11 protein-coding genes and 1 tRNA gene are annotated in these 15718 nt (G+C 56.4%); all 12 read left to right on the top strand.

The annotated features are described in order from the left end of the window. The first annotated feature begins 82 nt into the window (after positions 1 to 82). The 12 genes from N645_RS0116265 to fusA all read left to right on the top strand — a co-directional run bounded on the left by N645_RS0116265 (position 83) and on the right by fusA (position 15639). Positions 83 to 158: transfer RNA gene (locus N645_RS0116265), tRNA-Trp, on the top strand. A 34-nt stretch (positions 159 to 192) separates the two neighbouring features. After that, positions 193 to 561 carry a preprotein translocase subunit SecE gene (secE, locus tag N645_RS0116260; RefSeq protein WP_024462576.1) on the top strand — a complete coding sequence of 123 codons (369 nt, stop codon included), beginning with the start codon at positions 193 to 195 and terminating at the stop codon, positions 559 to 561. Positions 562 to 568: 7 nt separating this feature from the next. Further along, complete coding sequence (gene nusG, locus N645_RS0116255) at positions 569 to 1102, top strand: transcription termination/antitermination protein NusG (RefSeq protein WP_024462575.1); 534 nt, start codon at positions 569 to 571, stop codon at positions 1100 to 1102. A 175-nt stretch (positions 1103 to 1277) separates the two neighbouring features. Continuing rightward, positions 1278 to 1709, top strand: coding sequence for a 50S ribosomal protein L11 (gene rplK, locus N645_RS0116250; protein WP_024462574.1), 432 nt, complete (start codon positions 1278 to 1280; stop codon positions 1707 to 1709). 1 nt (position 1710) lies between these two features. Beyond that, positions 1711 to 2406 carry a 50S ribosomal protein L1 gene (gene rplA, locus N645_RS0116245; protein ID WP_024462573.1) on the top strand — a complete coding sequence of 232 codons (696 nt, stop codon included), beginning with the start codon at positions 1711 to 1713 and terminating at the stop codon, positions 2404 to 2406. 265 nt (positions 2407 to 2671) lie between these two features. Beyond that, positions 2672 to 3166, top strand: a complete 495-nt coding sequence (rplJ, locus tag N645_RS0116240; protein ID WP_024462572.1) for a 50S ribosomal protein L10 — start codon at positions 2672 to 2674, stop codon at positions 3164 to 3166. A 60-nt stretch (positions 3167 to 3226) separates the two neighbouring features. Beyond that, the gene (rplL, locus tag N645_RS0116235; RefSeq protein WP_024462571.1) at positions 3227 to 3598 is read left to right on the top strand and encodes a 50S ribosomal protein L7/L12; all 372 of its coding nucleotides are present in this window, start codon (positions 3227 to 3229) and stop codon (positions 3596 to 3598) included. A 242-nt stretch (positions 3599 to 3840) separates the two neighbouring features. Continuing rightward, on the top strand, positions 3841 to 7926 hold the full coding sequence (gene rpoB / locus N645_RS0116230) for a DNA-directed RNA polymerase subunit beta (protein WP_024462570.1): 4086 nt from the start codon (positions 3841 to 3843) through the stop codon (positions 7924 to 7926). A 97-nt stretch (positions 7927 to 8023) separates the two neighbouring features. Then, entirely contained in the window at positions 8024 to 12247 is a 4224-nt protein-coding gene (gene rpoC, locus N645_RS0116225) for a DNA-directed RNA polymerase subunit beta' (RefSeq protein WP_024462569.1), read from the top strand. 188 nt (positions 12248 to 12435) lie between these two features. After that, positions 12436 to 12807: a 30S ribosomal protein S12 gene (rpsL, locus tag N645_RS0116220; protein ID WP_024462568.1), complete on the top strand. Its 372-nt coding sequence runs from the start codon at positions 12436 to 12438 to the stop codon at positions 12805 to 12807. A 147-nt stretch (positions 12808 to 12954) separates the two neighbouring features. Beyond that, positions 12955 to 13425, top strand: coding sequence for a 30S ribosomal protein S7 (gene rpsG / locus N645_RS0116215; protein WP_024462567.1), 471 nt, complete (start codon positions 12955 to 12957; stop codon positions 13423 to 13425). A 93-nt stretch (positions 13426 to 13518) separates the two neighbouring features. Further along, positions 13519 to 15639, top strand: coding sequence for an elongation factor G (fusA, locus tag N645_RS0116210; protein WP_024462566.1), 2121 nt, complete (start codon positions 13519 to 13521; stop codon positions 15637 to 15639). Positions 15640 to 15718: the final 79 nt, after the last annotated feature.

The following is a 15718-nucleotide window of genomic DNA, read 5'->3' as shown; positions in this document are numbered from 1 at the left end:
GCGTGGTCGCTAAGATCATCGAGTAAGCGTTAGAAGATGTTGTGGCAGGGGCTGTTTGGCCCCTGTTCCCTTCAAAAGTTACAGGCCAGTAGTTCAATTGGTAGAGCACCGGTCTCCAAAACCGGCTGTTGGGGGTTCGAGTCCCTCCTGGCCTGCCATCTTTCGAGAGTGCATTAAGGTTTCTGCAAGCCTATGAATACAAAAACCGAAGCGAAAGAGTACCGTATGGATCCACTGAAGTGGCTGCTGGTGCTTGGTCTTATTGCGGTTGGGGTTGTTGGAAACTCGCACTTCTCCGCCGAGCCACTGTTGTATCGTGTGCTGGGTTTGCTGGTTGTTGCTGCGGTAGCCATTTTGATTGCTCTGCAGACGGAGAAAGGTGCTGGCTTGTGGCGCCTTCTGCGTGAATCCATGGTCGAAGTACGCAAGGTTGTTTGGCCGAGCCGACAGGAAACCAATCAGACCACGCTGATCGTGATCGCGGTGGTGATTGTCATGTCGATCATTCTCTGGCTGCTGGATACGTTCTTCGGCTGGATTGCATCCCTGATTATTGGGTAGGTGATAAATGGCTAAACGTTGGTATGTAGTACACGCCTATTCCGGATTTGAGAAAAAAGTCGCTGCGTCTTTGAAGGAGCGTGTCGATCTCAACAACATGCAGGACTATTTCGGTGAGATTCTGGTTCCCACCGAAGAAGTTGTTGAAATGCGTGGCGGCCAGAAGCGCAAAAGTGAGCGCAAGTTTTTCCCGGGTTACGTCCTGGTTCAAATGGAGCTGAATGACGATACCTGGCACTTGGTGAAAGATACCCCCCGCGTCATGGGGTTCATTGGCGGTAAGGCTGATCAGCCAGCGCCAATTACCGAGAAAGAAGCTCAGGCAATTCTTCAGCGCGTCGATGACTCGATTGAAAAGCCCAAGCCGAAAACGATTTTTGAGCCGGGTGAAATGGTTCGCGTCATTGATGGGCCATTTAATGACTTCAATGGTGTGGTTGAAGAAGTCAATTATGAAAAGAGCCGGCTGCGTGTTGCGGTACTGATTTTTGGCCGCTCTACGCCGGTTGAGCTGGAGTTCGGTCAGGTTGAAAAAACCTGACCTTTGACGGAGACGTCAGCCAGGAAGGCCCGTTTTTTTTACCTTTCTTCGCTCAAGAGTGAAGGGAGGTTTTCGTGTCTCCGGATAAAAAATTATCCGGAGAGGGGAGCCGACGACGGAATACCCTGCCAAGGCATTCTCGAGGCGCTAACACCCAAATTGGGGAGTAAATACTATGGCTAAGAAAGTAACGGCCTATATCAAGCTGCAGGTTGCAGCGGGTAAGGCAAATCCGAGTCCGCCGGTTGGTCCTGCACTGGGTCAGCACGGTGTCAACATCATGGAATTCTGTAAGGCGTTTAACGCTCAGACCCAGAGCATCGAGCCGGGCGCTCCGGTGCCGGTTGTGATCAGCGTTTACAGCGACCGCAGCTTCACCTTCACCATGAAGACTCCGCCGGCGTCATTCCTGCTGAAGAAGGCGGCAGGTATCAAATCCGGCAGCGGCAAGCCCAATACCGATAAGGTCGGTAAGGTCACTCGTGCGCAGCTGGAAGAGATCGCGACCACCAAGCAGCCGGATTTGACCGCTGCCGATATGGACGCCGCCGTGCGTACGATCGCGGGTTCTGCCCGTGCCATGGGTCTTGAAGTGGAGGGCGTGTAACATGGCTAAATTGAGTAAGCGTCAGCGCGCCATCAACGAGAAAGTGGACGCCAACAAGCAGTACGGCATTGAAGAAGCTGTTGCACTGCTGAAAGAGCTGTCCAGTGTGAAATTCCCGGAAACCTTTGACGTTTCCATCAATCTGGGTGTCGATCCGCGTAAATCCGACCAGGTTGTTCGCGGTGCCACCACTCTGCCCCACGGCACCGGCAAAGACGTACGCGTCGCCGTGTTCGCCCAGGGTGCCAACGCCGAAGCGGCTACCGCTGCCGGTGCTGACATCGTGGGTATGGAAGATCTGGCAGAGCAGGTCAAAGCCGGTCAGATGGATTTCGACGTGGTCGTTGCCAGCCCCGACGCCATGCGCGTAGTGGGTCAGCTGGGTCAGATCCTTGGTCCCCGTGGCCTGATGCCGAACCCGAAAACCGGTACCGTAACCCCGGACGTGGCGACGGCGGTCAAGAATGCCAAGGCCGGTCAGGTTCGCTATCGCGCTGAGAAGGGCGGTATCGTTCACGGCGGCATCGGCAAGATTTCTTTCGACGCTCAGGCCGTGAAGGAAAACCTGGAAGCCCTGGTAAATGACCTGAAAAAATCCAAGCCCTCTACCGCCAAAGGTGTGTACCTCAAAAAGATTGCCTTGAGCACCACCATGGGTCCGGGCCTGGTTATTGATCAATCCTCTCTGGCGATCTAAAGCGCCCTTGAGGTCAACGAGCTTTGGGGTCTGCGCCTCGGCGCAGGCTGTCAAAGACCGTAGGTGAGCCGCCTGTTTTTTGAGTCGGTTCTTAATAACAGAGACTGTAGCAATACAGCTCGCAGCCTACGCAGACGGTGGGACCCGCTCCGGCTTGCCGGAGGACAGAATATCACCGAGTTAGGGTGTCAGGCTTTATCGGTCTGATACTGGATGTTAACGACAGAAGGCTCCGGCCCGCTCTGTCAAACCCAGGAGAAATCCCGTGGCATTAGGACTTGAAGGCAAAAAAGCGATTGTCGCAGAAGTCCAGGAAGCTGCGAAGAGCGCTCTGTCAGCGGTAGTTGCGGATTCCCGCGGCGTTACCGTAAGCGACATGACTGCTCTGCGCAAAGAGGCCCGCGAGAACGGCGTTTGGATCAAAGTCGTTCGCAATACGTTGGCCCGTCGCGCGCTCGCCGGTAGTGACTACGAATGTCTCACAGAGAGCTTCGTTGGTCCTACCCTGATCGCTTTCTCTAACGAACACCCCGGTGCGGGCGCCCGCATCCTCAAGGAGTTCGCCAAGAGCAACGATCAGCTGCAGATCAAGCTGGCCGCCTTTGAAGGCGAGCAAGTGGACTTCTCTATGTTGGCTACTCTGCCGACTTACGAAGAAGCCCTGGCGAAACTGCTGAGCGTGATGAAAGAAGCTTCTGCTGGCAAACTGGTCCGCACTATTGCGGCCGTTCGCGACGCGAAAGAACAGGAAGCGGCCTGAGGTACTCGGCGCTTCAACTGAACCCACGAGCACTTTGCTCAATTTTGTAGGAATAGCATCATGGCTGTAACTAAAGAAGATATCATCGAAGCGATTGCGGAAATGTCCGTAAAAGACGTTGTCGAGCTGGTTGAGGCAATGGAAGAGAAGTTCGGCGTTAGCGCTGCTGCTGCCGTTGTTGCTGGTCCGGCTGGCGACGCTGGCGGTGCCGCTGAAGAGCAGACCGAATTCGACGTCGTTCTGACCGGCATTGGCGAGAAGAAAGTTAACGTCATTAAAGCGGTTCGTGAAATCACCGGTCTGGGCCTGAAAGAAGCCAAAGACATGGTTGAGAACGCACCGAAGGCGGTTAAAGAAGGCGCTTCCAAGGAAGAGGCCGAAGAAGCCAAGAAGAAGCTGGAAGACGCCGGCGCTTCTGCCGAACTCAAGTAATTGGGTTCGTGCTTCGTCTGTCCAAACGCGTTTTTGGACCGAGGCTGGTGGGCTTTTGCCCGCCAGCCTTTTTCCGTTTCCGGTCGTCGGTAACGGCCGAAGTAGTGACCAGGCACTGATTTAGCGCCTCGTCATGGTTAGCCTACCACGGTTTTTGCCGGGTAGTGCAGGGTAGAGCAACGATGCCTGAGGAGATTTTCTCCCGGTGTCAGCCCGATCCGTGAACAAGCTGGGGATTACAGATGGCTTACTCATACACTGAGAAAAAACGTATCCGTAAGGACTTCGGCAAATTGCCGCATGTTATGGATGTTCCTTACCTTTTGGCAATTCAGCTGGATTCGTACAGACGATTTGCCCAGGCAGATGTCCCCCCCGAAGAGCGGGCCGATATGGGTCTGCATGCTGCATTTCGCTCGGTTTTCCCCATTGTCAGCTATTCCGGCAACGCGGCGCTTGAGTATGTGAGCTATAGCCTCGGCAAGGCGGCGTTTGACGTTAATGAATGTATTCTGCGCGGGGTGACCTACGCCGTGCCGCTGCGCGTGAAAGTGCGGCTGATGATCTATGATCGCGATTCGTCCAACAAAGCGATCAAGGATATTAAAGAACAAGAAGTCTACATGGGCGAGATTCCCGTGATGACTGAAAACGGTACCTTTGTCATCAATGGTACCGAGCGCGTGATCGTATCCCAGCTGCACCGTTCGCCCGGTGTCTTCTTCGATCACGACAAGGGCAAGACCCACTCCTCCGGTAAGCTGCTGTATTCCGCTCGCGTAATCCCCTACCGTGGCTCCTGGTTGGACTTCGAGTTTGACCCCAAAGACCTGGTTTATGTGCGTATTGACCGCCGTCGTAAGCTGCCGGCCACCATTCTGCTGCGCGCACTGGGCTTCAGCTCCCAGGAAATGCTGGACATGTTTTACGACACCAGTACCTTCCAGGTGGGTAAGGACGGTCAGTTCCTGTTCAAAGTGGTGCCGTCGCGCCTGCGTGGTGACGTGGCCACTTTTGACATCAAGGACAAGAAGGGCAAGGTTCTGGTTGAGGAAGGCCGCCGGATCACTGCCCGTCATATCCGCCAGTTGGAAAAGGCCGGCGTTGATGAGATGATCGTACCGCCCGAGTACCTGCTGGGACGCGCCCTGGCTCGGGATGTGATCGACAACGAGACCGGCGAGCTGCTGGTCGAGTGTAATACCGAGATCACTGAAGAAGTACTGGCGATTCTGGAAAAGCAGGGTGCAGAGACCATTGAAACTCTGTACACCAACGAACTGGACTGCGGTCCGTTCATCTCCGATACCCTGCGTCTGGATCCCACTCGCACCGAGCTGGAAGCGCTGGTGGAAATCTACCGGATGATGCGCCCCGGTGAGCCGCCGACCAAAGAGTCGGCCGAAGCGCTGTTCCAGAATCTGTTCTTCACTCAGGAACGCTACGACCTTTCTTACGTCGGTCGGATGAAGTTCAACCGTCGCCTGGGTCGCGAAGACGAAACCGGTGAAGGCACTCTGTCCAACGATGACATCGTGGACGTTCTGAAGACGCTGATCTCGATCCGTAACGGTCAGGGCACCGTGGACGACATCGATCACCTGGGTAACCGTCGTGTGCGGTCCGTGGGTGAAATGGCCGAAAACCAGTTCCGCGTCGGTCTGGTGCGGGTGGAGCGGGCCGTTAAGGAACGTCTGTCCATGGCCGAGAGCGAAGGCCTGATGCCTCAGGACCTGATCAACGCCAAGCCGGTGGCAGCGGCGGTGAAGGAGTTCTTCGGCTCCTCCCAGCTGTCCCAGTTTATGGACCAGAACAACCCGCTGTCGGAAGTGACTCACAAACGTCGCGTCTCGGCCTTGGGCCCCGGTGGTCTGACCCGAGAGCGCGCCGGCTTTGAGGTGCGCGACGTACACCCGACTCACTACGGCCGGGTATGTCCGATTGAGACGCCGGAAGGTCCGAACATTGGTCTGATCAACTCTCTGGCGACCTATTCGCGTACCAACAGCTACGGTTTCCTTGAAACCCCCTACCGCAAGGTGGTGGATGGCAAGGTGACCGATGACATTGAGTTCCTGTCAGCGATCAACGAGTCAGAATTTGTCATTGCCCAGGCCTCGGCCAAGCTCGACAAGAACGGCAAACTGTGTGAGGAACTGGTTTCAGTCCGTCACCAGAACGAATTCAACCTGAAGAGCCCGGAAGAAGTCCAGTTGATGGACGTGTCTCCGCGTCAGGTGGTATCCGTGGCCGCCGCGCTGATTCCGTTCCTGGAGCACGATGACGCCAACCGCGCCCTCATGGGTTCGAACATGCAGCGTCAGGCGGTGCCAACACTGCGCGCCGAAAAGCCGCTGGTGGGTACCGGCATGGAGCGCAACGTGGCTTCCGACTCCGGTGTCTGTGTGGTCGCCCGTCACGGCGGTGTGGTCGACAGCGTGGATGCGGGCAAGATCGTGATCAAGGTCAACGACAACGAGGTCGAAGAAGGCGACGCCGGTGTCGATATTTACAACCTGATCAAATACACCCGTTCCAACCAGAACACCTGCATCAATCAGCGCTCCATCGTGAACGTGGGTGATGTCGTGGCCCGTGGCGACATTCTCGCTGACGGTCCGTCGGTGGATATGGGTGAGCTGGCCCTGGGTCAGAACATGCGCATCGCCTTCATGCCCTGGAATGGCTACAACTTCGAAGACTCCATTCTGGTTTCTGAGCGTGTTGTACAGGAAGATCGCTTTACCAGTATCCACATTCAGGAACTGACCTGTATCGCCCGTGATACCAAGCTGGGTAGCGAGGAAATCACCTCGGACATTCCCAACGTGGGCGAAAGCGCTCTGAGCAAGCTGGATGATTCCGGTATTGTTTATATCGGCGCCGAAGTGGGCGGCGGTGACATTCTGGTCGGTAAGGTAACCCCGAAAGGTGAAACCCAGCTGACACCGGAAGAAAAGCTGCTGCGTGCCATTTTTGGTGAAAAGGCGTCCGACGTTAAGGATACCTCCCTGCGTGTGCCGGCCAGTACCAAAGGTACCGTGATTGACGTTCAGGTATTCACCCGCGACGGTCTGGAGAAAGACCAACGCAGCCTGGAAATCGAGCGCGACCAGCTGGACGAAGTTCGCAAGGATCTGAACGAAGAGTACCGCATTGTTGAGCGTGCCATCTTCGGTCGTCTGCGCTCCGCGCTGGTGGGACAGAAAGTGTCCTCCGGTAAAGGCGTCAAGAAGGGCGAAGTGCTGACCGACGAGAAACTGGACGAGCTCGAAAAGGACCAGTGGTTCAAGATCCGCATGGCGGAAGATGCCCTGAACGAGCAGTTGGACTCGGCCGAAGCTCAGCTGATCGAGCGTCGTAAAATCCTGGACGATCGCTTTGAAGACAAGAAGCGCAAGCTGTCTACCGGTGACGACCTGGCGCCGGGCGTACTGAAGATCGTCAAGGTGTACCTGGCGATCAAGCGTCGCATTCAGCCGGGTGACAAGATGGCCGGTCGTCACGGTAACAAAGGGGTTATCTCGGTGATCATGCCGGTTGAAGATATGCCCTACGACGACAAGGGCGAGCCGGTGGATATCGTGCTCAACCCGCTGGGTGTGCCCTCGCGTATGAACGTGGGTCAGATTCTTGAGACTCACCTGGGTATGGCGGCCAAGGGTCTCGGTGTGAAAATCAACGAGATGCTCAAGCAGCAGAAAGCCGTCAAGGACATTCGTGGTTTCCTGGAAGAGATCTACAACAAAACCGGTGATTCGCTTACCAAAGAAGATCTGGCATCGTTCAGCGATGAAGAGATTCTGGAGTTGGCGCGTAACCTGACCGGCGGCGTGCCGATGGCAACACCGGTATTCGATGGTGCCCAGGAGCATGAAATCAAGGCGCTGTTGAAGTTGGCGGATTACCCGGACTCTGGGCAGTTCACCTTGTACGACGGCCGGACCGGCGACAAGTTTACCCGTCCGGTGACTGTGGGCTACATGTACATGCTCAAGCTGAACCACCTGGTAGACGACAAGATGCACGCGCGTTCTACCGGTTCTTACAGCTTGGTTACTCAGCAGCCGCTGGGTGGTAAAGCCCAGTTCGGTGGCCAGCGTTTCGGGGAGATGGAGGTCTGGGCGCTGGAAGCCTATGGCGCCGCCTACACCCTGCAGGAAATGCTGACCGTCAAGTCGGACGATGTGGCCGGTCGGACCAAGATGTACAAGAACATCGTGGATGGCGACCACCGGATGGAGCCCGGTATGCCCGAATCCTTCAACGTGTTGGTGAAAGAGATTCGCTCGCTCGGGATCAGTATGGAGCTGGAGCAAGACGACTAGCCCGCTGGACCCACTTAAGGTGCGGGGCCGGATTAGCCGGCCTCGCTGTGCGGAACCCGCGCACTGATGCCCACTAGAGCTTACTGGAGAAAACGCCTTGAAAGACTTACTGAATTTGCTCAAGTCCCAGGGACAAGTCGAAGAATTTGACTCCATTCGGATCAGTCTGGCTTCGCCGGAAATGATTCGATCCTGGTCGTTCGGGGAAGTTAAAAAGCCCGAAACCATCAACTACCGTACCTTCAAGCCAGAGCGTGAAGGTCTGTTCTGTGCCAAGATCTTTGGCCCGGTGAAAGACTACGAGTGTCTGTGCGGCAAGTACAAGCGCATGAAGCACCGCGGCATCATCTGTGAAAAGTGTGGCGTTGAAGTCACGCTGGCCAAGGTGCGTCGCGAGCGTATGGGCCACATTGAACTGGCGAGCCCGGTTGCCCACATCTGGTTCCTGAAGTCTCTGCCCAGCCGCATCGGCTTGCTGCTGGACATGACCCTGCGCGATATCGAGCGGGTGCTGTACTTTGAATCTTACGTGGTCACCGACCCGGGTATGACCACGCTCGAGCGTGGCCAGCTGCTCACCGATGAGCAGTACTTCGAGTCGATGGAAGAGTTTGGTGACGAGTTCGAAGCGAAGATGGGGGCGGAAGCCATCCAGATCCTGATGAAAGACATCGATCTGGAAGCGGAAGTCAATCGTCTGCGTGAGGAGATTCCGAACACCAACAGCGAAACCAAGATCAAGAAGTTCTCCAAGCGCCTGAAGCTGCTGGAAGCTTTCGTTCATTCCGGTAACAAACCGGAGTGGATGGTGATGGAGGTGCTGCCGGTATTGCCGCCGGATCTTCGTCCTCTGGTTCCGCTGGATGGCGGCCGGTTTGCCACCTCGGATCTGAACGATCTGTATCGTCGCGTGATCAACCGCAACAATCGCCTCAAGCGGCTGTTGGATCTCAACGCGCCGGACATCATCGTGCGCAACGAAAAGCGCATGCTCCAGGAATCTGTGGATGCCCTGTTGGATAACGGTCGTCGCGGCCGCGCCATCACCGGCTCCAACAAGCGCCCGCTGAAATCCCTGGCTGATATGATCAAGGGTAAGCAGGGCCGGTTCCGTCAGAACCTGCTCGGTAAGCGTGTGGACTACTCCGGTCGTTCGGTGATCGTTGTGGGTCCGACCCTGAAGCTGCACCAGTGTGGTCTTCCCAAGAAGATGGCTCTGGAGCTGTTCAAGCCGTTCATCTTCAGCAAGCTGGAGCTGCGCGGTCTGGCCACGACCATCAAAGCCGCCAAGAAAATGGTCGAGCGTGAAGAGGCCGTGGTGTGGGACATTCTGGACGAAGTGATTCGCGAGCACCCGGTTCTGCTGAACCGTGCACCGACGCTGCACCGACTGGGTATTCAGGCGTTCGAACCGGTTCTGATTGAAGGTAAGGCGATTCAGCTGCACCCGCTGGTCTGTGCGGCCTACAACGCCGACTTCGACGGCGACCAGATGGCGGTACACGTACCGCTGACCTTGGAAGCGCAGCTCGAATCCCGCGCACTGATGATGTCCACCAACAACATCCTGTCACCGGCATCCGGTGACCCGATCATCGTACCGTCCCAGGACGTGGTTCTGGGCCTGTACTGGATGACGCGCGAGCGCATTAACGCTCAGGGCGAGGGTATGGTGTTCTCCGACGTGGCGGAAGTGTCCCGCGCCTATTACGCCAAGCAGGTTGATCTGCAGGCGCGCGTCAAGGTGCGCCTGAACGAGACGCTGGTTGGTGCCGAAGGCGAGCGTGAGGAGAAAACTCACATCGTTGATACCACCGTTGGTCGTATGCTGCTGTGGGAAATTGCCCCTGAGGGTATTCCTCTTGAGCAGATCAACCGTCCGATGGTGAAAAAGGCCATCTCTGCGGTGATCAACTATTGCTACCGCGTGGTGGGCTTGAAAGCGACCGTTATCTTCGCTGACCGCCTGATGTACATGGGTTATGACTTCTCCACCAAATCCGGTGCCTCCATTGGTGTGAATGACTTCACCATTCCGGAAGAGAAGGCCGGCATCATCGGCCGTGCGGAAAAAGAAGTTAAGGAAATTGAAACCCAGTTTGCCTCCGGTCTGGTGACCGCGGGAGAGAAATACAACAAAGTCATCGACATCTGGTCCCGGGCCAACGACCTGGTAGCCAAGTCGATGATGGAAGGTATCAGTAAAGAGTTTGTGACCAACAAAGAAGGCGAGGAAGAAGAGCAGGACTCTTTCAACTCGGTCTTTATGTACGCCGACTCGGGCGCTCGTGGTTCCCCGGCGCAGATTCGTCAGCTGGCGGGTATGCGTGGTCTGATGGCCCGTCCGGATGGCTCGATCATTGAAACGCCGATTGTCGCCAACTTCCGTGAAGGTCTGAACGTACTGCAGTACTTCATCTCCACTCACGGTGCCCGTAAAGGTCTGGCGGATACGGCTCTGAAAACCGCCAACTCCGGTTACCTGACCCGCCGTCTGGTGGATGTGTCCCAGGATCTGGTGGTCACCTCCGTGGACTGTGGCACCGATGAAGGCCTGAAGATGTCGCCGGTGATTGAAGGCGGTGACGTCATCGAGTCCCTCGGCGACCGTATCCTGGGCCGTATTGTGGCTCGCGACGTGATTCGTCCCGAGAGCGACGAAATCCTGGTGCCCGCTGGCACCATGATTGACGAGGCGTGGGTTGAGCGCGTCGAAGCCATGGGTATCGACGAAGTGATTGTCCGCTCTCCGGTGACCTGTGCCTCGCGCAACGGCGTCTGCTCCATGTGCTACGGCCGTGACCTGGCACGTGGGCACCGTGTCAACCAGGGTGAAGCGGTGGGTGTTATCGCCGCCCAGTCCATTGGTGAGCCGGGTACCCAACTGACCATGCGGACCTTCCACATTGGTGGTGCGGCCTCCCGGGCCTCCGCGGCTGACAATGTCCAGGTGAAGCAGGAAGGTAAGGTTCGCCTGATCAACGTCAAGGTCGTGACCAACAAAGACGGTCACCTGGTGGCGGTATCCCGTTCCGGTGAGTTGGCCGTGGCCGATGCCGCCGGCAGTGAGCGTGAGCGCTACAAGATTCCTTATGGTGCCTTGATTACGGTCAAGGACGGTGATTTGGTCGATGGTGGTCAGATCATTGCCAAGTGGGATCCGCACACTCACCCGATCGTGAGCGAAGTGGCCGGTAAGGTACGCTTCTCCGGAATGGAGGATGGTCTGTCGGTTCGTCGTCAGACCGATGAGCTGACCGGCTTGAGTTCCATTGAGGTTCTGGATCCAGCGGAGCGTCCATCGGCCGGTAAAGATCTGCGCCCGGCGGTGACCCTGGTGGATGAAGCCGGTAATGAGCTGATTCAGGCGAACTCCAACGCCCCGGCGCACTACCTGTTGCCGGCCAAGTCGATCCTGAGTATTGCGGATAACGATGACATCCAGGTGGGCGACGTTATTGCCCGTATCCCGCAGGAAGGCTCCAAGACCCGGGATATTACCGGTGGTCTGCCCCGCGTGGCCGACCTGTTCGAAGCGCGTAAGCCGAAAGAGCCGTCCATTCTGGCGGAAATCTCCGGTACCGTCAGCTTCGGTAAGGAAACCAAGGGTAAGCGTCGTCTGGTGATTACCCCGACGGACGGCCAGCCGTTGCCGGATGGTTCCACGCATTACGAGGTGCTGATCCCGAAGCATCGCCAGTTGAACGTGTTCGAGGGTGAAAAGGTCGAGAAGGGCGAAATGGTCTCCGACGGCCCGAGCAATCCGCACGATATCCTGCGGCTGCAGGGTATTGAGGCTCTGGCTCACTACATCACCAACGAAATTCAGGATGTTTACCGTCTGCAGGGCGTGAAGATCAACGACAAGCACGTTGAGACCATCGTTCGTCAGATGCTGCGCAAGGTTGAGATCACCGAAATGGGCGACTCCAGCTTTGTGAAGGGTGAACAGGTTGAATTGAGCGCCGTTCTGGAAGAAAACGAGCGTCTGCGGGCAGAGGATCGTCAGCCGGCCCAGTTCGAGCGTCTGTTGCTGGGTATTACCAAGGCGTCTCTGGCGACCGAGTCGTTCATCTCGGCAGCATCGTTCCAGGAGACCACCCGGGTACTTACCGAAGCGGCTGTCACTGGCAAGAAAGACGTGCTGGCAGGTCTGAAAGAGAACGTGGTCGTGGGTCGTCTGATCCCGGCCGGTACCGGTCTGGCCTACCATGCCGAGCGTAAGCGCCGTCGCGACACAGCCCTCAATGCCCCGGATTCGGGTGTGAGCGCTGAAGATGTCGAAGCGGCGCTGACTGAGGCATTGAAGTCCAGCAGCTAACAGAAAGTGGGGGCGGGTCGGCTTTCGCCGGGCCCGCCAGGCGCTCAGGGGCACTTTGGCTTGACGCTGGGGGTTGACCTCATTACAATGCGCCACCCGCTTTTTCCAAAGTGGGGAGCGGACTTGACCGCTCTCTTTAATCAAGCCTTCCAGGGGAAGGCGTTTTTATACTTGTGGAGTTTATTTTCATGGCAACGATCAACCAGTTGGTTCGTAAGCCGAGAAAACGCAGGGTTCAAAAGAGCGACGTTCCCGCTCTGCAAGCCAACCCTCAGAAGCGCGGCGTTTGCACCCGCGTTTACACCACCACGCCGAAGAAGCCTAACTCGGCCTTGCGTAAGGTTTGCCGTGTGCGCCTGACCAATGGTTTCGAAGTGTCTTCTTACATCGGTGGTGAAGGGCACAACTTGCAGGAGCACAGCGTTGTTCTGATCCGTGGTGGCCGAGTGAAGGACTTGCCGGGTGTGCGTTATCACACCGTGCGCGGTTCTCTGGACACCTCCGGGGTCAACAACCGTAAGCAGGGTCGTTCCAAGTACGGTACCAAGCGACCCAAGTAACCCTGAGCGGGCCATCTGGCTCCCCGGGTTGTTATGCGTTTTCGGCGGCGCCCCCATGGGCGCGAACCGAGTAAGGCTAAGCGCGGCGCTGACCTGATAGGACAGTGACCGGAGTCTTAGACAAATCCTGAAGAGAGGCTATTTAAGATGCCAAGAAGAAGAGTTGTCGCCAAGCGCGAAGTTCTGCCGGATCCTAAGTACGGCAATGTGACGCTGGCGAAATTTATGAACCACGTGATGGTCAGCGGCAAGAAGTCCGTGGCCGAGCGTATTGTGTACGGTGCTCTGGAATCGGTTGAGTCCAAACTGAATCGTGACCCCATCGAAGTGTTCGATGAGGCGCTGGAAAACATCGCACCGCTGGTGGAAGTTAAGTCCCGCCGCGTGGGTGGTGCCACCTATCAGGTGCCGGTCGAAGTCCGCCCGAGCCGTCGTATTGCTCTGGCAATGCGTTGGTTGGTGGATTTCTCTCGCGGTCGTAGCGAGAAATCCATGCCCCAGCGTCTGGCCGGCGAGTTGATCGATGCTTCCCAAGGCAAAGGTGCAGCGGTCCGTAAGCGTGAAGATGTTCACCGTATGGCCGAGGCCAACAAGGCCTTCTCGCACTATCGTTTCTAAGGCCGTCGCCTGAAAAGCCGATAGATAGAGAGGGTGAGGCAGCCAAGTGGCTGCCTTTTCCTGTTTTAATGAATTAGCAATTGGGAGACTGTCGTGGCACGTAAAACTCCTATCGCACGCTACCGCAATATTGGTATCGTTGCCCACGTAGACGCCGGTAAGACCACCACTACCGAGCGCGTTCTGTTCTACACCGGCCTGTCTCACAAGGTGGGTGAGGTTCATGATGGCGCGGCTACCATGGACTGGATGGAGCAGGAGCAAGAGCGCGGCATTACTATTACCTCTGCGGCGACGACCTGCTTCTGGCAGGGTATGAGCCAGCAGTTTGATCAGCACCGCATCAACATCATCGATACTCCCGGGCACGTTGACTTCACTATTGAAGTAGAGCGTTCCCTGCGGGTTCTGGATGGCGCAGTTGTGGTGCTGTGTGGCTCTTCGGGTGTTCAGCCGCAGACCGAGACCGTATGGCGTCAGGCCAACAAGTACGAAGTACCTCGTATGGTGTTCGTCAACAAGATGGACCGTACTGGTGCCAACTTCACTCGCGTAGTTGACCAGCTCAAGACCCGTCTTGGCGCCAATGCCGTGCCGCTGCAGATGACCATCGGCACCGAAGAAGAGTTCAAAGGTGTTGTTGACCTGATCGAGATGAAAGCCATTCTGTGGAATGAAGCCGATCTGGGCATGAGCTTCGACTACGCTGAAATTCCGGACGACCTGAAAGAAACGTGCGAAGAGATGCGCGAGTTCATGATGGAGGCGGCCGCCGAAGCCAATGAAGAGTTGATGGAGAAGTACCTGGAAGAAGGTTCTTTGACCAACGAAGAAATCAAGGCGGGCATTCGCGCTCGTACCCTGGCCAATGAAATTGTCCCGGTTCTGGGCGGTTCAGCCTTTAAAAACAAGGGTGTTCAGGCGGTGCTTGACGCCGTGATTGAATACCTGCCGGCTCCGAACCAGGTTCGCGCCATCGAAGGTGTTCTGGACGACGGTAAAGATACCGTTGAGAGTCGCGAAGCCGACGACGATGCGCCGTTTGCCGCTCTGGCGTTCAAGATCGCTACCGACCCCTTCGTGGGCACGCTGACGTTCTTCCGGGTTTACTCCGGTAAGTTGAACTCCGGTGATTCGGTGTTCAATCCGGTGAAAAGCAAGAAAGAGCGTGTTGGCCGTATGGTGCAGATGCACTCCAACAACCGCGAAGAGATCAAGGAAGTGCTGTCCGGTGATATCGCCGCAGCCGTAGGTCTGAAAGACGTGACTACCGGTGACACTCTGTGCGATCCGAACCACGTCATTACCCTGGAGCGTATGGAATTCCCGGATCCGGTAATTCACGTTGCGGTTGAGCCGAAAACCAAGGCTGACCAGGAGAAGATGGGTGTGGCTCTGGGCAAACTGGCTCAGGAAGACCCCTCCTTCAGCGTAAGAACAGACGAAGAGAGTGGCCAGACCATCATCGGTGGTATGGGTGAGCTTCACCTGGACATCATCGTTGACCGTATGCGTCGCGAGTTCAAGGTTGAGGCGAACATCGGTAAGCCGCAGGTGGCCTATCGTGAAGCCATCCGCAATAAGTGCGAAATTGAAGGCAAGTTCGTTCGTCAGTCCGGTGGTCGCGGTCAGTACGGTCACGTCTGGATCCGGTTCGAGCCGGGCCAGGACGAGGACGCCGAAGGTCTGGAGTTTGCCAACGAAATCGTGGGTGGTGCCGTTCCGAAGGAATACATCCCGGCGGTTCAGAAAGGTATTTCTGAGCAGATGCAGAACGGTGTTCTGGCCGGCTATCCGCTGCTGGGCCTGAAGGCCACTCTGTACGATGGTTCGTTCCACGATGTTGACTCCAACGAGATGGCCTTTAAAATTGCTGCCTCGATGGCCACCAAGAAGTTGGCGCAGCAGGGCGGTGCGGTACTGCTTGAGCCGGTCATGAAGGTGGAAGTTGTGACACCTGAAGAGAACATGGGTGACGTGGTTGGTGATCTCAACCGTCGTCGCGGCATGATTCAGGGCATGGAAGAAGGTGTATCCGGCAAGATTGTTAACGCTGAGGTACCTCTTGCGGAGATGTTTGGCTATGCGACGGATCTGCGCTCGGCCACTCAGGGTCGCGCAACCTACGCGATGGAGTTCAAAGGCTATGCGGAGGCTCCGCGTAACGTAGCCGATGAAGTGATTGCCAAGAGCAAAGTGGCTAAAGACGATTAATTTCTGATTTGCAGACATTCTAGAGGAAGAAGACAGTGGCAAAAGAAAAGTTTGAACGCAGTAAGCCCCACGTCAATGT

The sequence above is a fragment of the Marinimicrobium sp. LS-A18 genome (assembly GCF_000463525.1).
Lineage (GTDB): Bacteria > Pseudomonadota > Gammaproteobacteria > Pseudomonadales > Cellvibrionaceae > Marinimicrobium > Marinimicrobium koreense.
Note: the sequence above shows the minus strand (reverse complement) of the source record. Positions and strands in the feature narration are given on the sequence as shown.